Origin of the sequence: Streptomyces sp. SolWspMP-5a-2, from assembly GCF_900091845.1 — a bacterium.
Classification (GTDB): domain Bacteria; phylum Actinomycetota; class Actinomycetes; order Streptomycetales; family Streptomycetaceae; genus Streptomyces; species Streptomyces doudnae.
In genome coordinates, this window is sequence record NZ_FMCI01000273.1 from 1 (window position 1) to 18,591 (window position 18,591).

Consider the following 18,591-nt stretch of genomic DNA (forward strand, 5'->3'; position numbering starts at 1 on the left):
GTCGGCGGCGCGGCCGGGCAGCGCCGGTCCGCCGACGCCGCGACCGCCGGGATGGCCGCTCGCGGCACCGAGGGCATGGAGAACGGCGACATGATCCGCTCCGAGGAGCGGCTGCGGGTGGGCAAGACGGAGAGCGAGGTCGGGCACGCCCGGCTGCGCAAGGTCGTCGTGACGGAGAACGTCACCACCACCATCCCGATCAGCCACGAGGAGGTGCGCGTGGTCCGCGAGCCCATCAAGGAGGGCGAGACGGGCATCCGCGCGCGCATCCACGAGGAGGAGCGCGAGGTGACGCTGCACGCCGAGCGCCCGGTCGTCCGCAAGGAGGCCGTCGCGGTCGAGCGGGTCCACCTGGAGACCGAGAGGATCACCGAGCAGCAGGAGATCAGCGACACCGTGCGCAAGGAGCGGGTCGAGTTCGACGAGCCCGGCGGCGGCCGGGACCAGGGGCGCCAGGACCGTCGCGGCGGCGGCCGGGGCCCCAGCCACTGACCCACGCCGAGGCCCGGCGCGGGCCGTCACCCCCGTCACCCCCGTGACGCCGGGGCGCCGCTCCGCTCCCGCCGCGCACGGACGAGCCCCGACACCGGCCCGGATCCCAGGAACCGGGCCGGCGGCACGCGGGCACCTCCGTGCGCGGGACGGGCAAGCGGGCGGACATCGGCATGTCCGGAGCCCGCCCCTGTCTCTCCCGTGGGTCCGACCCGCCTCCGTCTCTGCGGGTCCGACCCGCCTCCCCTGCCTCCCGGGGCAGCGATATCCGTTACCCCCCTCGCGGCCCGGCCCCTAGACTCGTCCCCACACGTCTGCGGTCACGTCGGCAGGCCCCGGCATCACGGGGTGTCCGCGACCGCGTTCGCACAGCCGAGTCGATCCTCGTGCGCGCCCGTCCCGGCCCTCCGCCGTGCCGCCGATCCGCACGCGGCACGCGCGTTCCCGCTCGTGGAGAGCCGTCCACCGCAAGCGAGTCGACGCCGGCCGGCCCTCAAGGGCGTGCGCGGGCGGCGCGTTCGCGCACACCGCATGGGGACTACCTGTGACAGAGACGATGACCGGTGCCCAGATCCTGATCCGGGCCCTCGAAGAGGCAGGCGTCGAGGTCCTGTTCGGACTGCCGGGCGGGATGATCCTGCCCGCCTACGACCCGCTGCTCGACTCCACCCGGCTGCGCCACATCCTGGTGCGGCACGAACAGGACGCGGGCCACGCCGCCGCCGGGTACGCGACGGCGACCGGCAGGCCGGGCGTGTGCGTGGCCACCTCGGGCCCCGGCGCGACCAACCTGGTGACGGCGCTCACCGACGCCGCGATGGACTCCGTCCCGGTCGTCGCGGTGACCGGGCAGGTCAGCCGGGGCCTGCTGGGCACCGACGCCTTCCAGGAAGCGGACATCTGCGGCATCACCCAGGGCATCACCAAGCACAACTGGCTGGTGCGCGACGCCGGGGACATCCCGCGCGTCGTCGCGCAGGCGTTCCACCTCGCCACCACCGGACGCCCCGGACCCGTCCTGGTCGACATCCCCAAGGACGTCCTCCAGGAACGCGCCGCCTACGTCAGGCCCGCCCGCCCCGACCTGCCCGGCGTGCCCGCAACGCCCCGCCCGCACCCGCGCAGCCTGGACCAGGCGGCGGCCCTGCTCCGCGCGTCCCGGCGCCCGGTCCTCTACGCGGGCGGCGGGATCGTCAAGGCGGACGCCGCGCCCGAGCTGCTGCGGTTCGCCGAACTCACCGGCGTCCCGGTGGTCACCACGCTGATGGCGCGCGGCGCGTTCCCCGGCAGCCACCGCCAGCACCTCGGGATGCCCGGCATGCACGGCACGGTCCCCGCCGTGGCCGCGCTCCAGCACGCCGACCTGGTGCTGGCGGTCGGAGCCCGGTTCGACGACCGGGTGACGGGCGACCCCACGACGTTCGCCCGGCACGCGAAGATCGTGCACGCCGACGTCGACGCGGCCGAGATCGGCAAGAACCGGGCGGTCGACGTCCCGATCGTGGGCGACGCCAAGGACGTCCTGGCCGCCCTCACCGAGACGGTCAGGGCGCTCGGCGGGCGGACGCCGTGGACCACGCCGGGGGAGTGGTGGGAGCGTCTCGACCGCTGGCGCGCGGTCGCGCCGATGACCTACACGCCACCGGCGGACGGCTCGCTGCTGCCCCAGCAGGTCATCGACCGCATCGGCGCGCTGACCGGACCCGACGCGGTGTACGCCTCGGGCGTCGGGCAGCACCAGATGTGGGCCAGCCACTACCTGCCCCTGGAGCGGCCCCGGTCCTTCCTCAACTCCGGCGGCCTGGGCACCATGGGGTACGCGCTGCCCGCCGCGATGGGCGCAAAGCTGGCCCTGCCCGACACCACGGTCTGGGCCGTCGACGGCGACGGCTGCTTCCAGATGACCTGCCGCACCCTCGCCACCTGCGCCGTGGAGGGCATCCCCGTCAAGGTCGCCGTCATCAACAACGCGGGGCTCGGCATGGTCCGCCAGCTCCAGTCCCTCTTCTTCGGCGACCGGCACTTCGGGGTCGGGTCCGCCACCCGCAGCATCCCCGACTTCGCCGCGATGGGCGAGGCGTACGGCGGCGTCGGGCTGCGCTGCGACCGGACCGAGGACCTCGACGCGACCATCCGCAAGGCCCTGGAGATCGACGACGTCCCCGTCGTCGTCGACTTCGTGGTCAGCGACGAGGAGCTGGTCTGGCCGATGATCGCGGCGGGTGCGTCGAACGACGACATCCGGACGGCGCGTTCCTCGGCGCCCGTCTGGGGCTCGAACGACTGACCGAGGTGGTCGGAACCGGCCGCCGGTCCCGCTCGGCGGGGCGCCGCGGGGGCGGAGCGAAGTCCCCGGGGCGCCCGGCGAGTCCGCTGGTCGGAGGCGTCCGCCGGGCCTCCGGAAGAGGTCCGGCGGGTGTCTTGTTCTGTTCCTCGCACAGGAACAGGCAATTTCTCTCTGGTGGGGACCCGTTCCGCCGTGTAGCGTCGCTGCTAGATGTCGTTGCCCGCAGTGACTGCCCGCGCTCTGGCGCGGGCGCTTTGTTGTCCTGTGCGCGGCAGGGACATCGTTTCGGGCCCGCGAGGTGCGGGTTCGACATCGGACTGGAAGGCTCAGCATGGCCAGCGGAACCGTCAAGTGGTTCAACGCCGAAAAGGGTTTCGGCTTCATCGAGCAGGACGGCGGCGGGCCGGACGTCTTCGCGCACTACTCGAACATCAACGCCTCCGGCTTCCGTGAGCTGCAGGAGGGTCAGAAGGTGACCTTCGACGTGGCCCAGGGGCAGAAGGGCCCGCAGGCGGAGAACATCACCCCCGCCTGATCACCCTTTTCGTCAGGTCCCGGAGCAGCGGCTCCGGGACCTGACGCGTGTCCGGGGCCGGGTCCTGCGCCCGTCCCCGCGGGACCGCCCCACCCGTCGTTCAGCGCGGCGCGGCGGCCGGGTGCGTCCCGCCGGACGGGGCCATCGTCGCCCTGGGCGACTCGTCGACGTGCAGGGTGAAGACGTCCGGGCGCGCGTAGTGGCCGACCGGGTCGAAGTCGAACCGGGCCCGCGCGATGTCGTCGAGGTCCAGCTCCGCCGTCAGGATGCCCTCGCCGTCGCGCAGCGGTCCGGCCAGCACCTCGCCCAGCGGGGAGACGATGACGGAGCCGCCGCCGATCAGGACGGTGCCTGGCTCGTCGCCCTGGACCGGGCGCAGTTCGGCGGGCAGGGCGTCCCGGCGCAGGTAGGGGGCGGCGGCCAGCACGAAGCAGCGGCCCTCCAGCGCGACGTGCCGCATGGTGGCCTGCCAGGCGTCCCGGTCGTCCACGGTCGGCGCGCACCACAGGTGGACGCCCTTGGCGTACAGGGCGGTCCGCAGCAGCGGCATGTAGTTCTCCCAGCAGATCGCCGCGCCGATCCGGGCGGTCCCGGTGTCGACGACGGTGAGCGTGGAGCCGTCGCCCTGCCCCCACAGGTAGCGCTCGGCCGCCGTCGGCATGAGCTTCCTGCGCAGGCCGAGGTAGCCGTCGGGGCCGAGGTGGAGGGCGACGCAGTGCAGGGTGGAGCCGAGCCGTTCGACGGCGCCGACCACCGCGTGGCAGCCGAGTTCCCGGGTGAGCGCGGCCAGCGCGTCCACCTCGGGGCCGGGGACGGTGACGGCGGACGCCTGGTAGCGGCGGAACAGGTCGCGGCCCTCCGGGGCGCGGCTGCCGACCGTGATGCCGAAGTCGAGGCCCTTGGGGTAGCCGCCGAGGAACGCCTCGGGCAGCACCACGACCTCGGCGCCGCGGACGGTGACCGCCTCCCGGATCAGCTCCTCGGCGCGGGCCAGCGCGGCGGGCGTGTCGAACAGCGGCGCGGACGCCTGCACGACGGCGGCGGTCAGGGTGCGGCGCGACGCGGTCGCGGGGTGCGGTGCGGGTGTCGTCATGAGGGGAGGCTAGGAAGCCGATCCGTCATCTGGCAAACTAATGTTCACCATGATCGACATCTATGAGACCGAATTCAGGAAGACGGACCTCAATCTCCTGGTGGTCTTCGCGGCCCTGATGCGCGAGCGCAGCGTGACCCGGGCCGCGCACGCCCTGCGGCTGAGCCAGGGCGCCGTCAGCGCCTCCCTCGGACGGCTGCGCACCGCGTTCGGCGACGAGCTGTTCACCCGCACCCGCACCGGCGTCGAGCCGACCCCGCGCGCCGTCGAACTGGCCCGCCGCGTCGAGCCCGCCCTCGCCCTGATCCACGGCGCCGTCACCGACGGGGACCGCTTCGACCCGCGGACCGCCCGCCGCACCTTCACCCTCGGCATGTCCGACGACCTGGAGGCGGCCCTGCTGCCCCGGCTGCTCGCCGCCACCGCCGCGCTGCCCGGCGTCCGGATCGCCGTCAGACAGGCCCACCGCAACGCCCTCGCCGGGATGCTCGACCGGGGCGAGGTGGACCTCGGGATCGCCGCGGCCCCCGCGCACGGCCCCGAACACCGCGGCACCCCCCTGTTCACATCGGGCTACACCTGCCTCTTCAACCCGCGCCTGCTGCCGCTGCCCACACCGCTCTCCCTCGACGACTACCTCGCCCACCCGCATCTGCTCGTCTCCTACGACGGCAGACGGGGCATCGTCGACGACGTCCTGGAGGCGCGCGGGCTCGACCGCCGGGTCACCGCCTCGACCACGCACTTCGCCGGGGCCGCGCTCCACCTGGCGGCGGTGCCCGCGCTGGCCACCGTGCCCCGCCACGCGGCCGCCGTCTACGCCGACGCCCTGGGCCTCGCGGTCAGCGAGCCGCCGCTGCCGATGCCGCGGTACACGGTCGGCGCGCTCTGGCACGCGACCCGCACCGACGACCCCGCCCACGGCTGGCTGCGCGCCCTCGTCGAGGAGACGGCCCGGCACCCGGGCCCGGACGACCTGCCGCCGCCCGCCACGACGACCGGAGGAGCGCGGAACCACCCGGCGGCCGACCGGTGACACGGGGCACCGGGGGCCGCCGGGTGGTCCGGGGGTTGCCGCTCAGTCGTCGGCCAGCGCGCCCAGGACGGTGGCGGCCAGCGCCGCGCGGCCGACCAGGCCGGAGACCGACGTGTTCTCGGAGCGGGCGTGCGCGCCCGAGCCGAGCGCCCCGATGCCGTCCAGGACCGGCACGCCCGCGGCGGCGACGAAGTTCCCGTCGCTCGCCCCGCCCACCGACGCCTCCGCCAGGTCGTGACCGAGCAGCCCCGCGCACCGGCGGGCCAGCTCCGCGAGCGCGGCCACCTGCGCGGTGCGCTCGAAGACCGGGCGGTTCCAGTCCCCGGTGATCTCCACCCGGGTCCGCGCGTCGACCGGCGTCAGCTCGGCCAGGGCGCGGGTGACGCGCAGCCGTTCGGCCTCCGAGGCGACCCGGACGTCCAGCCGGGCGACCGCGCGCCCCGCCGTCACGTTGCTGCGGGTGCCGCCCTCCACCACGCCCACGTTCAGGGACGTGCCCGCCGCGTGGTCGCGCAGGCCCCCCAGGCGCAGGATCTGGTGGGCGAGTTCGTCGACCGCGCTGGCCCCGGCCGTCGGGTCGAGCCCGGCGTGCGCCTCGCTGCCGGTGACGGTGAGCGTGAACAGGCCGACCCCCTTGCGGGCGGTCTTCACGGCGCCGTCCGCCGCCGCCTCGAAGACCATGGCGAGGCGGCTGCCGCGGGCCTCGTCCACGATCGCCCCGGAGGAGGCGAGGCTGCCGGTCTCCTCGTCGCCGTTGAGCATGAGGGTGCAGGCCGGGCGGGGCAGTCCGAGGGCGTCGAGCGCGCGCAGCGCCCACACCGCCTGGACCAGACCGGCCTTCATGTCGAAGACGCCGGGGCCGGTGATCCGGTCGCCGTCGCGCTCGAACGGCCAGGTGTCGAGGGTGCCGGTGGGCCAGACGGTGTCGTAGTGGCCGAGCAGCAGCACCGGGCGGGTGTCGGCGCTGGCCGCGTCCCGGGCGGGGTAGCGGCGCACCAGGATGTCCCCGGCCTCCGCGCGCGGCAGGATCTCCTCGGCGTCCGGTGCGCCGAGCCGCCGGTCCAGCCAGTCGCGCAGCCAGACGAGGCAGGCGTCGAGGGCGTCCGGGTCGTCGCTCGCGCTGCCCACCGACGTGTAGTCGGCCAGGTCGGCGACGAGTTCCTCGCGGTGCTCGTCGAGCCACCGTCCGACGGCGGTGGCCCGCTCCGGGGCGAGGGCGAGCCGGTCGAGGACGTCGAGCCGGGACTCCGCCATCCCCTGCGGGGCGCCTTCCAGCCCGCGCAGCCCGTCCACGACCGCGCGCAGCAGCGGGGTCGGCAGCCCGGCGCGGTCCGCGTGCGCGAAGACGTCGGCGTAGTGGGTGGTCACCTCGACCGGGCGGTTGCGCACCGCGAGGTCGCGCCAGATGCCGCTGCGGTCCTTGGACTGGGTGCGCAGCCAGGCGGTGAGGCGGTCGAACGCCCCGTCCCGGTCGGCGGGGTCCGCCGCCCGGCGCAGGGGCAGCGGCTCGAAGGCGTCGAAGGGTTCGAGGGTGACGCCCAGCCGGTCCGCCACCGCGAAGATCTCGCCGGTCAGGCCCGCCATCGCGGGGCGGTGCCGGTCGATGAGGTCGGCCATCGGGGCGTCCGCTAGGGCGGTCGCGGCGAGCATCGCGCCGAACCCGGCCTTCGCCCACAGGTAGCCCTCGACGTTGTCGCTGGCCACCGCGGGACCCCAGCTCTGCAGGTCGGCGACCAGGTCGCGGACGCGGGCGCTGACCGGCGCCCCGTCCGGCTCCCCGATGACGAGCGCCCCGGCCCCGCCGTCCAGGACGACACCCGGCTCGACGACGTCGGCGAAGATGTTGACGAAGGCGGCGACGGTGCGCCCGGCGCCGACCCGCTCCGCTATCACGGCCTCGTTGAAGCCGTTCTGCAGCGAGACCACGTACCCGTCCGGGGCGAGGCGCGGCGCGATCCAGTCGACGGCGGTGCCGGTGGCCTGCGCCTTCACGGCGAGCAGCACCCGTCCGAGGGTGCCCTCGAACTCGTCCGGGGTGACGGCCGTGACCGGCACCGACGAGCGGGTGCCACCCCGGGCCACGACGAGTCCGCCGGCCCTGATCGCCGCCACGTGGGCCGCGTCGGCGTCGACGACGGTGACCGGGTGGCCGGCGTCGGCGAGGGCGAACGCGAGGGTCCCGCCGATCGCCCCGGCGCCGACGACCGTGTAGGCGGCCCGCTGCGCGGTGGTGTCGTTCATCGGAGGGATCCTTCCGTGGTGGCGGCCACCGGTTCGGCGCCGGGCGGGACGGCGCGGGTGTCGTCGCGCTCCCAGATGCGGGGCAGGTGCAGGGCGCCGGTACTGGAGCCGCCGTCCACGCGCAGGATCTCCCCGGTGATCCAGGAGGCGTCGGGTCCGGCGAGCCAGCGGACCGCGCGGGCGATGTCCTGCGGGGTCCCCGGGCGGCCCAGCGGGTTGGCGCCGATGGCCTCCGCGTACCGCGCGGAGACGGGGTTGCAGTCGCTGGAGACCAGCACGAACCCGGGGCTGACCGCGTTGACGCGGACACCGTGCTCGCCGAACTCCAGCGCGGCGGCGCGGGTCGCCATCTCCAGGGCCGCCTTCGAACTCGCGTAGGGTCCGCCGCCCGGCCGGGCCCGCAGCGCGGAGCCCGACGAGATGTTGACGACCGAGCCGGGGCGGCCCGCGGCGATCGCGAGCCGGGCGTAGGCGGCCGTCGCCAGGACGGGCGCGCGCAGGTTGACGGCGAACAGCCGGTCCCAGTCGGCCGCGCCCACCTCGGCCATGTCGAGGGAGGGGTAGACGCCCGCCGCGTTGACGAGGACGTCCACCGGCCCGTGCTCCGCCCAGGCCGCCTCCACCAGCGCCCCGGGCGCCCCCGGGTCGGTCAGGTCGGCGGCCCGCGCCGCGACCCGGTCACCGAGCCGGGCGGCGGTGACCTCCAGGGCGTCGGCGGACCGGTCGGCGAGCGTGAGGAAGGCACCCCGCTCGGCGAACGCCTCCGCGATGGCCCCGCCGATGCCGCCCGCGGCGCCGGTGACGAGCACGTGCGTCATCAGTGGAACTCCTTGTCCTTGGTCTCCGGCATCGTCAGATAGACGACCAGGGAGATCAGCGCGGCCACCGACACGTAGATCCACAGCAGATCGCTGTGCCCGCTCTCGTGCAGCCAGGTGGTGAGGTAGGGGGCCGTGCCGCCGAAGACCGCGACGGCCAGGGCGTACGGCAGCGCGATGCCGGTGGCGCGCACCTCGGCCGGGAACTGCTCGGCCATGATGACCGCGCAGTTCGCGGAGTAGCCGAGGATCAGCAGCATGCCGATCAGCTGCACCAGGAACAGGCTGACGAAGCTGTCGTTGAGCAGGTGCAGCAGCGGCCACGCCAGCACCACGAACCCGGCCGCGAACCCGGCCATCGTCGGTTTGCGGCCGAGCCGGTCGGAGAGCAGCCCGGCGAACGGCAGCGCGACCACGAACACGACCAGGCAGAGCGTCTGCGACAGCAGCGCCGTCTTCAGCGGGATGCCGGTGGTCAGATTGGCGTAGGTGGGCAGGTAGTTGACCCAGATGTAGTAGGTGAGCGTGCCCGCGATGGTGATGCCGACGACCCGCAGGGTCGCCGCCGGGTGCTCGACGAACATCGCCTTGACCGGGTTGGTGCGGGTGCGGCCCGAGTCCTGCGCCTGGGTGAAGGACTGCGTGTCCTCGACCGAGACCCGCAGCCAGAGGCCGACCAGGCCGAGCAGCCCGCCGAGCACGAACGCCAGGCGCCAGCCCCAGGAGTGCAGGGCGTCGTCACTGAGCACCGAGGTGGTGAGGGTGCCCAGCAGGGAGGCGATCAGGACACCGCCGGCCACCGACACCTGCTGCCAGGACCCGGCGAACGCGCGCCGCCCGCGGGCGGCCGACTCCACCAGGAACGCCGACGACGACCCGAACTCGCCACCGGCGGAGAAGCCCTGCACCAGCCGGGCGACCAGCAGGAGCAGCGGCGACAGTACGCCGATGCTGTCGTAGGAGGGGGTGATCGCGATGGCGAAACCGGCGCCCGCCATCAGCGCGACGGTGAGCGTCATGCCCTTCTTGCGGCCGTGCCGGTCCGCGTAGGCGCCGAGGACGGCGGCGCCGACCGGGCGCATCACGAAGCCGACCGCGAAGACCGCGAGGGTGGACAGCAGGGCCACCCCGCCGTCGCCCTTCGGGAAGAACTCGTCCGCGATGACCTTCGCGAAGATCGAGTAGAGGGCCCAGTCGACCCATTCGACGGTGTTGCCGATGGTGCCGGCGACGATCGCCTTGCGCTGGGCGCCGTTGAGTCTGCCGTGGGCGGGGAGACCGCCCTCCTGGGGGCGGGGGCTCGCCGGTGTGGCGGATCCGGTGTTCATGGCGTGTGCTCCGGGGCGTCGGGGACGGAACGGACGGGAGAGGCGGGAGAAGCAGGGGAGACGGGAGATGCGGGGGATGCGGAGGGAGCGGGGGAGGACGGTGCCGCGGTGTCGTGCGGGACGACCCGCGCCACGTCGGCGAGCCCGGCGTGCGTCGTGTACCAGACGCCCGGGTGGGCGGCGATGTGGTCGAGCAGCTCCCGCAGCACGACCAGCCGGGAGCGGTGGCCGATGACGTGCGGGTGCAGGGTGAGCTGGAAGACCCCGCCCTCGCGGTAGGCCGCGTCGAACTCGTCGCGCCAGATCTCCCCGACGTCCCGCGGGCGGCTGTGCGGACGCACCGAGCCGTAGCGGTCCATCGTGAAGTAGGGCGCGTCGTCGCGGATCCAGTCGACCGGGATCTCCACCAGCCCCGTGGGGCGGCCCTCGGCGACGATCTCGTAGGGCTCGTCGTCCGCCATCAGCGACGAGTCGTAGCCGAACCCCAGCTCCAGCATGATCGCCAGGGTGGACGGCGAGAAGTCCCAGGACGGGGTGCGGATGCCGACGGGCCGCTCGCCGGTCACCGCGGTGAGCGTGTCGAGGGCGCGGGCCGTCAGCTCCAGCTCGTCATCGTGGCCGAGCAGCATGTTCCGCTCGTGGATCCAGCCGTGCACGGCCAGCTCATGCCCGTCCCGGGTGTAGGCGCGCGCCTCCTCGGGGTGCAGCAGCGCGGAGACCGCCGGCATGAAGAACGTCGCCGGGACGCCGTAGCGGGCCAGCAGGTCGAGGACCCGCCCGGCGCCGACGCGGGCGCCGTACTCGCCCTGGGCGAGCCTGCCGGGGCTGGTCTCGCCGTCGCGCAGCGGGATCGTCTCGTGGTCGGAGTCGAAGGAGAGCGCGACGGCCACCCGGGCGCCGCCGGGCCAGCGGTCGGGCACCAGCCTGCGGCCCGCGCGGACGGCGTCGACCCGGCCGCGCCAGGTCTCTTCGGGCCAGCGCCAGCTCTCCGCGGGCAGGCCGGAGTCTTCGGTGGACATGGGTCCTCCACGGGGGTCGGGGACGGAGACGGGCGCGGACGGGGAAGGTCCGGCCCCGGCACGGCGACGCCGGGGCGTCCGCGGGTGCTCAGGCGGTGCGGGTCATCCGGTGCCAGGAGTACTTCATGGTCACGAGATGCAGCGTCACGTCGGAGGCGATCAGACCGGGCAGCGCCCCGATGACGTCACTGGTGTAGCGGAACAGATCGGCGCGGCTGGGCAGCACCATGTGGCCGACGAGGTTGAAGCGGCCGGTCGCCGCGCCCAGGAACTTGGTCCCCGAGTGCCGGGCGAGCTGGCGCCCCGCCGCGTCGAGCCGGTCGGGCTCGATCGACAGCCACACCATGAACTCCGCGTCGTAGCCGATCAGCGCCGGTTCGACGAGGGTGCGGAACTGCAGGACGCCGCGCGCGATGAGCCGGTCCATCGCCCGCGCGACCCCTGACTCGGTGTGCCCGAGGGTCCTGGCCAGCGTGCTGACCTGGGTGCGTCCGTCCTGCTTGAGAGCAGCGACGACGTCCTGTTCGAGGCTGTTGAGCGCTTGTGGCGCCGCGTCCCAGTCGGCGCGGTCGCACGACGACGCCAGGGAGGAGGGACGCAGGTCCGCCGCCGCCTCGGGCGGCAGCAGCCCGGTGTCCCACATGGACGCCGAGGTGAAGGCGCGGATGACCGGGACGGCCTCGGTGCTGGTGATGAGGTCGGCCGCGGGCAGGTCGGTGAAGAGCATCCGCATCATCTCGTCGTTGTCCCGCGCGACGAAGTCGACGATGAGATCGGCGGCGCCGGTGACGACGGCCACGAACCGGACGTCCGGGCTGGCCGTGAGCCGGTCCGCGACGTCGAGACCGCGTCCGGGCCTGGCCTGCACCCGGACCAGCATGGAGGATCCCTCCCGCGTCCGGTCCAGCTCCAGGGTGCCGACGACACGGAGCACGCCCCGCTCGCGCAGCGCCCGGTAGCGGCGCTGGGCGGTCGTCTCGCTGGCGTCCACCCAGCGGGCCACCGCGCTCCAGGGAGCACGGCCGTTCAGCTGGAGCGCGGCGATGATGCGGCGGTCCAGCTCGTCGACGGTGCCCTCGGGGGCTCGGCAGGTCATGGCGCTGACGCTAATCAGCACCCATCCACCCGTCAATGAAGGAATCCTGCATCCCCGCTGGTCAAGCCTGTGTCATCCGGCGCACCGCGGGTGACGGCGCGGTAAACCCCGCAGTTCGGGGCCGCGGGCGCGGGCGGCGGCGACATGACGGATTACGCCACCGGCGTGTCCGAAAAAAGTTCCCGGGAGATGGCCCGCCGTCCGTCCGGGCGACACCTGGCGTCCGCCTGGGCCGGGTCGAAGGGCGGGGTGAGACCGCGTGGCGGGCGGGGACCGGGCGGCTCGGGGCGCTCGTCAGGCCCGCCTGGGCGCGCTCCGGGTGACGCGGTGGCGCGCGCCTGTCCGGCTCACCCAGGCGTCCTCCGGCTCGCGTGCGCGCCCACCGCCGACGCGGCTCCGCGCACCCGCCCCGCGTCCACCGCCGACGCGGCTGCGTACGCCCGTCCGGCCCATCTGGAGGTCTCCAGCTCGCATGGGCGCCCATGGCCGACGCCGCTCCGCGCACCGCCCCGCGCCCACGCCCCGCTAGCCGAACCCGTACCCCCGTGGTTCCGCCACCGACAGCGTGTCCTTGAACAGGGCCAGGGCCGCGCCCGCCGGGCTGGAGCGGCCGCCGCTCACCGTGATGTCACCCGCCTCGGGGCAGCCGTAGACGACCGCCTTCTCCGGGCCGTCGAGGCCGTGCATCGGGTCTCCCGCCGGGGTCTCCTCCAGCCGGACCCGCACCTCGTGCGGGAGATCCGCCGTCGCGGACGCCACCGCGCGCAGCCGCAGCCCGCGGGCCGCCGCGGCGCGCGCCGCCTCCGCCGTCGACTCCTCGATCGGCTCGGTGCGCCACCGCACGGCGGCCGCGTCCCAGCCCCAGAGCAGCGCGGCGAGCAGCACCACCTTGGTGGCCGCGTCCCGCCCCGACAGGTCGGCCGAGGGGTCGCCCTCCGCGATGCCCAGCCGCCGCGCCTCCACCAGCGCCCCGGCGAGGGTCCCGCCCCGCGCCATCCGGTCCAGCACGAACGTGGAGGTGCCGTTGGGACAGGCCCGCACCGAGCGGCAGCCGAGCCCGCGCACCCCCGACCGGGCCAGATCGCCCGCGGGCAGCGCCGCGCCGGTGGCCGCCGAGAGCCGGATCAGTGCGTCGCCCGCGCGCGCCGCGTCCTCCAGCGCGCGCCAGCCGCTCAGCAGATGGGCCTTGGCCGCCGTCACCACATGGACACCGGAGCGCAGCGCGGTGAGCGCCTCCTCGGTCGCCGTGGCGCACGCCTCCGGCGTCGACGGCAGCGCCTGCACCAGCACCGCGGCCCGGGTCCGCGCCAGGATCTCGCCGAGGTCGGTGGGCGGCCCGGGGAACGGCGGCGACGGCGGTGCCGGGTCGGCGCCGGACGGCGCGAGCCACTGCGCGGAGCCGGTGCGGACGGCCGCGAGCCGCAGCCCCGACCCCTCCCGGCCCGCCTCGGCGACACGGCGGGCGTACGCCTGCCCCACCCGCCCGAACCCCGACAGGACCACCGGCGCGATCGACCGGTCCGCCTCGCCCACGTGTCTCGTCCTCTCCTCGTACCGCCGCGCGCCGCGGCGTCGCACCGGCGCGCGGCCACCGTATCCGCCGTCAGTGGGGCCCGGCGGTGGCGAGGACCAGGGAGACCTCCACCGGCGCGCCGGACGGCAGGCCGGTGACCCCGACCGCGGCCCGCACCGGCGGGGGCCCGCCCACCAGGGCGAGGACCGCCTCACTGGCGCCGTCGGCGACCTGGCTGTGCCGGGTGAAGTCCGCGGTGGCCGCCACGTACACCGTCATGGACACCGCGGAGGCCAGCCGCAGTCCCGCCGCGACCGCGGCCTGCCGTCCCGCCTCGACCGCGCGCCGGGCGGCCAGCGCCGCCAGCGGCCGGGCGTCCGCCACGTCGAGCCCGGCGCCGAGGACACCGGTCGCCGCCATGGCGCCTCCCGCGCGGGGGGTCATGCCCGCCGTGTGCACCAGACCGGCGTGCACCCGGGCGCTCGCGTAGTCGCCCTGCGGGACCGGCGCGTCGTCGGCGGCGCTCACCGTCCCGGCCCCACCGGGCAGGACGTCAGCACCTCGTGGCCGTCGCCGGTGACCAGGACGGTCGCGGACAGACCGATCCCGGCGGTGCCCGCGATCCGCAGCGTCGGCACCACGTGCACCACCATGTCCGCCGCGAACCGCTTCTCCTCCGTCTCGCCCAGGGAGAGCAGGTGCCCCTCGCCCCAGTCGGGCGCGAAGGCGATGCCCACCGAGTAGCCGCTGCGCTTGCGGTAGGTGTGGGCGAGCCCGGCGTCCGCGATGGCCGCCTTGCACGCCGCGTGCGCCTCGGCGGGCGAGCCGCCCGGCCTGACGTGGGCCAGCGCCGCGTCCCGGGCGGCGGCGCAGGCGACGGCCATCTCGGCGGCCTCACCCCGCAGCGTGCCGGTCCAGACCGTGTGCATCAGCGGCGCGTTGTAGCGGCCCACGGTGGCCGACATCTCCAGCAGCACCGCCTCGTCCGCGCCGATCACCCGGTCCGACCAGCTCGCGTGGATGGTCCCGGCGCGCGGGCCCGAGGCGACGAACGGCTCCATGCCGAAGTACTCGGAGCCGCTGGCGATCATGCCCTGGAACGCGGCGGCGGCGACGGCGCGTTCGCTCGCGCCGGGCACCGCGGCCTCGGCGGCGGCGAGCATGCCCGCGTCGGTGCTCGTGGCCGCCGCCCTGATCTGCTCGATCTCGGCGGGCGACTTGATCAGCCGGGCCGCGGCCAGCGCGCCGTCGATGGGCCGCACCCGCGCCCCGCCCGCCGCCAGCAGACCGGTCAGCCGCTCGTAGGACTCCGGCGGCAGGAACCACGAACGGGTCTCCACCCCGACGGCCGTGGCGCCCGGGGCCAGCCGCCGCAGCAGCTCCACGGTGGCGGCCAGCGGATCGGCGCTGTCAGCGAACCCCTCGACGCGGTCCAGGTGCGTCGTCTCACGGGCGTTGACGGTCTCGGTCTGCCGGGACAGCACGGCGGCCTCGCCGTCGGCGGTGACGATCAGGCACTGGTAGGTGTAGTAGCCGGGCGTGGCGTGCCCGGAGAGGTAGCAGACGTTCTCGGGGGTGTGGACGACGACCGCGTCCAGTTCCTCGGAGAGCAGCGTGGCGCGCAGCGCGGCCAGCCTGCGGTCGTACTCAGCGGCGGGGAAGACGGGCGGCATGAGGGGCTCCTGTCGGACGGTGGACGGTGGTCCGTGACGGGGTGGCGGACGCCGCGGCGGAGGACCGCAGCACGGTGAGGGACGGGGGCGCGGTCGCGGCCCCCAGCAGGTCGGCGCGGAGTTCGTCGAGGTAGGGCAGTCCGGCGCGGACCCGGGCGGTCTCCTCGGGTGCGACGGTCACCACCCGGACGCCGTCCCCGGCGCCGAGCGCGGTCAGCGGGCGGCCGTCGGGGTGCCAGGCGCCGCTGCGGCCGAAGTAGCGTTCGCCCGCGAGGTCGCCGACCGCGTTGCTGACCAGGGTGTAGACGCCGTTCTCCACGGCGCGCGCCGGATGGTAGACGTCGTAGCGGTGCTCGGTGGCGCCCTCGGCGAAGGCGGAGCAGTAGAGCAGCGCGTGCGCGCCGGCCCGCCGGTGGGCGCGGGCGAACTCCGGGAACCCCGCGTCGTAGCAGATGCCGAGGCCGATCCGGACGCCGTCGGCCTCCACGGCGACCAGCTCCCCGCCGGGCGCGAAGACGTCCCGCTCGGGTCCCCACAGGTGGGCCTTGGCGTACCGGCCGCGGACCGCTCCCGCCGGGTCCAGGACCAGGACGGCGTTGGCGGGCCGCCGTTCCGCCGGGCCTCCGCTCCCGTCGTCGCCCGGGGCGGTGAGGGCCGCGCCCAGCACCACCCACATGCCGGTCCCGGCCGCCGCCCGCGCCAGCGGGGCCAGCGGTGAGCCGTCGGCGGGCACGGTGCCGGGCGGGGGCGCGGCCAGCAGCAGCCCCGGCCCGGCCGCCGCGACGGCCGCCGGATCGTAGCCGCAGGTGAACAGCTCCGGCAGGGCCAGCAGCCGGGCACCCGCGGCGGACGCCTCGCGCACCAGGCGGACGGCGGTGGCGAGGTTGGCCGCGAGGTCGCCGGGGACCGAACGGGCCTGGCCCAGGGCGACGGTCAGGCCCATGCCGGTCCCCGCCCGGAGAGCGCCTCGGCGAGGATCGCCCGGAACAGCCCGACGGACTCCTCCAGTTCGGCGACGACGATGTGCTCGTCGACCGCGTGCATGACGTCGAGCCGGCCCGGTCCGCAGACCAGCGCCGGCACCCCGGCGGCCCGGAAGTGCGTCATGTCGCAGTTGACGGTGAGCCCGCCGAGGCTGTCGTCCGCGCCCTCGGCGGCCAGCGCCCGCCTGCACAGTGCGACGAACGGGTGGTCGGGCGGCGTCTCCGAGGGGCCGCCGGTGCTCGGCGCGCACTCCGCGACGACCGCCCGCGCGCCGTGGCCGCCGTCGTTGAAGTCGGCCAGCACCGCGTCCACCTCGGCCAGCACCGACTCCTGCGTCTCGCCCGGCAGCAGCCGCCGGTCCAGGGTGATCCGGCAGCGCTCCGGTACGGCGTTGGGCGCCTCGCCGCCGGAGACGAGGACCGGTGTGCAGGTCGGGGCGCCCAGCAGCGGATGGCCGGGACCCGCGAGCGAGGCCGCGTACGCGTCGAGGAGCCCGACGAGGGCGGCGGCGCCGGTGATGGCGTTGACGCCCGCGTGCGGGGTCGCGGCGTGCGCGGAGACGCCCGTGACCTCGACGACCGGGCGCACCGAGCCCTTGTGGGCGGTCAGCAGCCGCATCCCGGTCGGCTCGCCGACGATCACCGCGTCCGGCAGCAGGTCCCGGTCGCGGAGGTCGGCGACCAGGCGGCGGGCGCCCATCGAGTCGCCCTCCTCCTGCGACACCCCGGTGAGGACGATCTCCCCGTGGGCGGCGACGAGCCCCGCGTCGGCGGCGCGCGCCAGTTCGACGGCGGCGCACGCCATCGCGGCCAGCGGGCCCTTCGCGTCGGCGGAACCGCGCCCGTACAGGCGCCCGTCGCGCACCGTCGGCTCGAACGGGGGGCTGCTCCAGCCGCCGCCCGCGGGGACCACGTCCAGGTGCGAGTTGAGCATCACCACCGGACCGCCGTCCCCGAGGACCCGGCGGGCGGTGAGGTTGACCCGGCCGGGCGCGAGGCGCTCGGTCCGCACCGAGAAGCCACCGGCCGTGAGGTACCCGGCGAGCACGTCGGCGGTGCTCTCCTCCTCGCCGGTCGGGGTGGTGGAGTCCCGCGCGACGAGCGCGGTGAGCAGGGTGAGGACGTCGGAGGAAGAGGGCATCGGCGTTCGGTCCTTGCGTGGTGCGGAGCGGGCGGCGGCCCGGCGCGGGCGAGGGCCCGCAGCGGGGCGCGGCGGCGGGTCGGGAGAGCGGGTCGGGGCAGTGGGACGGGGCTGACGACCAGGGCGCCGGGGTGGCACCCGTAGCGGGTCGCGGGCGGGGGTGGGCGTGGGTCAGGGCAGTGGGACGCCGGCGGAGGCCGGGGTGCCGGGGCGGCCGAGCGGGGTCAGGCGCGCGGGGTCCAGGAGGACCCGTACGCCGAGCCCCGGCGCGGTGGGCAGCGACACCGCGCCGTCGCGCAGTTCGAGCCCGTCGGCCAGGTCCCGGCCGACGTTCGCGCAGCCCCACAACTCGGCCACGGACAGGCCGAGTCCGGCGGCGAGGTGGGCGGTGGTCGCGCAGCCGAGGCGCCCGCAGTCCATCTGCCCGAGCGCGACGTCCAGTCCGCGCCCGCGGGCCACGGCGACCGCCTCGGCGAGTGCGGCGACGGTACCGGCCTTCTCCAGCTTGAGATGCACCCCGTCCGCCGCGCCCAGGTCGGCGACCGCGCGCACGTCCGCCGCGTCGCGCACGTCCTCGTCGGCCCAGACCGGTACCGGCGACTCGGCGCGCACCCGGGCCATCGCCCTCAAGTCGCCCGGCGCGGTGGGCTGTTCCAGCCAGGCCACCCCGTACCGGGCCAGCCAGGGCGCGGTGGCCAGCGCGGTCTCCGGGTCCCAGCCGCCGTTGGCGTCGGCGGCCAGCACGACCGCCCCGGGGCCCGCCGCCCGGTCGGCCGCGGTGCGCGCGGCGGCGATCCGGGCCGAGTCCTGGACGGGGTCGCCGCCGACCCGGATCTTGACCCGCCGGAACCCCGACGCGGCGGCCAGCGCGCTGAGTTCGGCGGCCTCCCGCGGGGTGCCGAACGGGATCGCGGCATGCGTCGGCAAGGGGCCCGGCGGCCGGTCGGGCAGCCCGTGCTCCGCGCGCAGCGCCGACGCCAGCGGGACGCCACGGGCGCGGGCGGCGGCGTCGCGGTACGCCACGTCCAGGAGCATCGCGGCGGGCGGGCAGTGCCGGGCCACCGACGCGGCGAGCGCCGCCGGGTCCCGCCAGACGGGATGGGTGACGGCGGGCAGCGCGGCCAGCGCGGCGACGACGGAACCGGTGGTGTGGTGGGTCGCGTAGGCGCCGTTGCCGCGGGTCTCGGCCCAGCCCGTGGCGCCGTCGGCGAGGACCAGTCGCAGCACGACCTGCTCCAGTTCGCCGGTGTCCACGGACGTGTGGGTGAGCCGCCGCCGCAGCGGCAGCGCGACCACCCCGTACGCCGCCTCCCGCACCGCGCCCGCCGGGCCGCCG

Annotated in this window: 16 protein-coding genes; 4 read left to right on the forward strand and 12 right to left on the reverse strand. The window is 75.8% G+C overall.

The window, feature by feature from the left end; all coding sequences use genetic code 11:
* The 3 genes from GA0115242_RS27815 to GA0115242_RS27825 all read left to right on the forward strand — a co-directional run.
* On the forward strand, positions 1–492 hold a 492-nt coding region (locus tag GA0115242_RS27815; protein ID WP_141721766.1), incomplete at its 5' end, for a YsnF/AvaK domain-containing protein.
* 556 nt (positions 493–1,048) lie between these two features.
* Complete coding sequence (locus tag GA0115242_RS27820; RefSeq protein WP_093833224.1) at positions 1,049–2,779, forward strand: acetolactate synthase large subunit; 1,731 nt, start codon at positions 1,049–1,051, stop codon at positions 2,777–2,779.
* Between the two features lie 331 nt (positions 2,780–3,110).
* Positions 3,111–3,314, forward strand: coding sequence for a cold-shock protein (locus tag GA0115242_RS27825; RefSeq protein ID WP_093833226.1), 204 nt, complete (start codon positions 3,111–3,113; stop codon positions 3,312–3,314).
* Positions 3,315–3,414: 100 nt separating this feature from the next.
* Here GA0115242_RS27825 and GA0115242_RS27830 read toward each other — a convergent pair whose 3' ends face one another.
* A complete protein-coding gene (locus tag GA0115242_RS27830; RefSeq protein ID WP_093833228.1) occupies positions 3,415–4,407 on the reverse strand; it encodes a nitrilase-related carbon-nitrogen hydrolase in 993 nt (330 codons plus the stop codon).
* 49 nt (positions 4,408–4,456) lie between these two features.
* Here GA0115242_RS27830 and GA0115242_RS27835 point away from each other — a divergent pair, with 49 nt between their 5' ends.
* On the forward strand, positions 4,457–5,443 hold the full coding sequence (locus tag GA0115242_RS27835) for a LysR family transcriptional regulator (RefSeq protein ID WP_161353313.1): 987 nt from the start codon (positions 4,457–4,459) through the stop codon (positions 5,441–5,443).
* A gap of 42 nt (positions 5,444–5,485) precedes the next feature.
* Here the strand turns inward: GA0115242_RS27835 and GA0115242_RS27840 are convergent, their stop codons facing one another.
* From GA0115242_RS27840 to GA0115242_RS27890, 11 genes are all read right to left on the reverse strand, one after another.
* A complete protein-coding gene (locus tag GA0115242_RS27840) occupies positions 5,486–7,684 on the reverse strand; it encodes a 2-dehydropantoate 2-reductase (protein WP_093833232.1) in 2,199 nt (732 codons plus the stop codon).
* A complete protein-coding gene (locus GA0115242_RS27845; RefSeq protein ID WP_093833234.1) occupies positions 7,681–8,502 on the reverse strand; it encodes an SDR family NAD(P)-dependent oxidoreductase in 822 nt (273 codons plus the stop codon). Before GA0115242_RS27845 ends, GA0115242_RS27840 begins: the two co-directional genes overlap by 4 nt.
* Positions 8,502–9,830, reverse strand: a complete 1,329-nt coding sequence (locus tag GA0115242_RS27850; RefSeq protein WP_093833236.1) for an MFS transporter — start codon at positions 9,828–9,830, stop codon at positions 8,502–8,504. The genes GA0115242_RS27845 and GA0115242_RS27850 overlap by 1 nt, the downstream gene beginning before the upstream one ends.
* The gene (locus tag GA0115242_RS27855; RefSeq protein ID WP_093833238.1) at positions 9,827–10,849 is read right to left on the reverse strand and encodes a polysaccharide deacetylase family protein; all 1,023 of its coding nucleotides are present in this window, start codon (positions 10,847–10,849) and stop codon (positions 9,827–9,829) included. Before GA0115242_RS27855 ends, GA0115242_RS27850 begins: the two co-directional genes overlap by 4 nt.
* A gap of 88 nt (positions 10,850–10,937) precedes the next feature.
* Entirely contained in the window at positions 10,938–11,945 is a 1,008-nt protein-coding gene (locus GA0115242_RS27860) for an Lrp/AsnC family transcriptional regulator (RefSeq protein WP_093833240.1), read from the reverse strand.
* 525 nt (positions 11,946–12,470) lie between these two features.
* On the reverse strand, positions 12,471–13,478 hold the full coding sequence (locus tag GA0115242_RS27865) for a hypothetical protein (RefSeq protein ID WP_093833242.1): 1,008 nt from the start codon (positions 13,476–13,478) through the stop codon (positions 12,471–12,473).
* Between the two features lie 70 nt (positions 13,479–13,548).
* Entirely contained in the window at positions 13,549–13,986 is a 438-nt protein-coding gene (locus GA0115242_RS27870; RefSeq protein WP_093833244.1) for a RidA family protein, read from the reverse strand.
* Entirely contained in the window at positions 13,983–15,131 is a 1,149-nt protein-coding gene (locus GA0115242_RS27875; RefSeq protein ID WP_093833246.1) for a M24 family metallopeptidase, read from the reverse strand. The genes GA0115242_RS27870 and GA0115242_RS27875 overlap by 4 nt, the downstream gene beginning before the upstream one ends.
* The gene (locus GA0115242_RS27880) at positions 15,106–16,074 is read right to left on the reverse strand and encodes a carbon-nitrogen hydrolase family protein (RefSeq protein ID WP_093833248.1); all 969 of its coding nucleotides are present in this window, start codon (positions 16,072–16,074) and stop codon (positions 15,106–15,108) included. Before GA0115242_RS27880 ends, GA0115242_RS27875 begins: the two co-directional genes overlap by 26 nt.
* Complete coding sequence (locus tag GA0115242_RS27885; RefSeq protein WP_093833250.1) at positions 16,065–17,255, reverse strand: M20 family metallopeptidase; 1,191 nt, start codon at positions 17,253–17,255, stop codon at positions 16,065–16,067. Before GA0115242_RS27885 ends, GA0115242_RS27880 begins: the two co-directional genes overlap by 10 nt.
* Positions 17,256–17,426: 171 nt before the next feature.
* Positions 17,427–18,591 (reverse strand): mandelate racemase/muconate lactonizing enzyme family protein (locus GA0115242_RS27890; RefSeq protein ID WP_093833254.1); only part of this gene is annotated, 1,165 nt, incomplete at its 5' end.

Bases quoted from the DNA above. Each gene is read 5' to 3' on its own strand.
- GA0115242_RS27835 (WP_161353313.1), top strand. From the start codon at position 4,457: ATGATCGACATCTATGAGACCGAATTCAGGAAGACGGACCTCAATCTC.
- GA0115242_RS27845 (WP_093833234.1), bottom strand. From the start codon at position 8,502: ATGACGCACGTGCTCGTCACCGGCGCCGCGGGCGGCATCGGCGGGGCC.
- GA0115242_RS27880 (WP_093833248.1), bottom strand. From the start codon at position 16,074: ATGGGCCTGACCGTCGCCCTGGGCCAGGCCCGTTCGGTCCCCGGCGAC.
- GA0115242_RS27855 (WP_093833238.1), bottom strand. From the start codon at position 10,849: ATGTCCACCGAAGACTCCGGCCTGCCCGCGGAGAGCTGGCGCTGGCCC.
- GA0115242_RS27860 (WP_093833240.1), bottom strand. From the start codon at position 11,945: ATGACCTGCCGAGCCCCCGAGGGCACCGTCGACGAGCTGGACCGCCGC.
- GA0115242_RS27875 (WP_093833246.1), bottom strand. From the start codon at position 15,131: ATGCCGCCCGTCTTCCCCGCCGCTGAGTACGACCGCAGGCTGGCCGCG.
- GA0115242_RS27825 (WP_093833226.1), top strand. From the start codon at position 3,111: ATGGCCAGCGGAACCGTCAAGTGGTTCAACGCCGAAAAGGGTTTCGGC.
- GA0115242_RS27885 (WP_093833250.1), bottom strand. From the start codon at position 17,255: ATGCCCTCTTCCTCCGACGTCCTCACCCTGCTCACCGCGCTCGTCGCG.
- GA0115242_RS27850 (WP_093833236.1), bottom strand. From the start codon at position 9,830: ATGAACACCGGATCCGCCACACCGGCGAGCCCCCGCCCCCAGGAGGGC.
- GA0115242_RS27820 (WP_093833224.1), top strand. From the start codon at position 1,049: ATGACCGGTGCCCAGATCCTGATCCGGGCCCTCGAAGAGGCAGGCGTC.
- GA0115242_RS27830 (WP_093833228.1), bottom strand. From the start codon at position 4,407: ATGACGACACCCGCACCGCACCCCGCGACCGCGTCGCGCCGCACCCTG.
- GA0115242_RS27840 (WP_093833232.1), bottom strand. From the start codon at position 7,684: ATGAACGACACCACCGCGCAGCGGGCCGCCTACACGGTCGTCGGCGCC.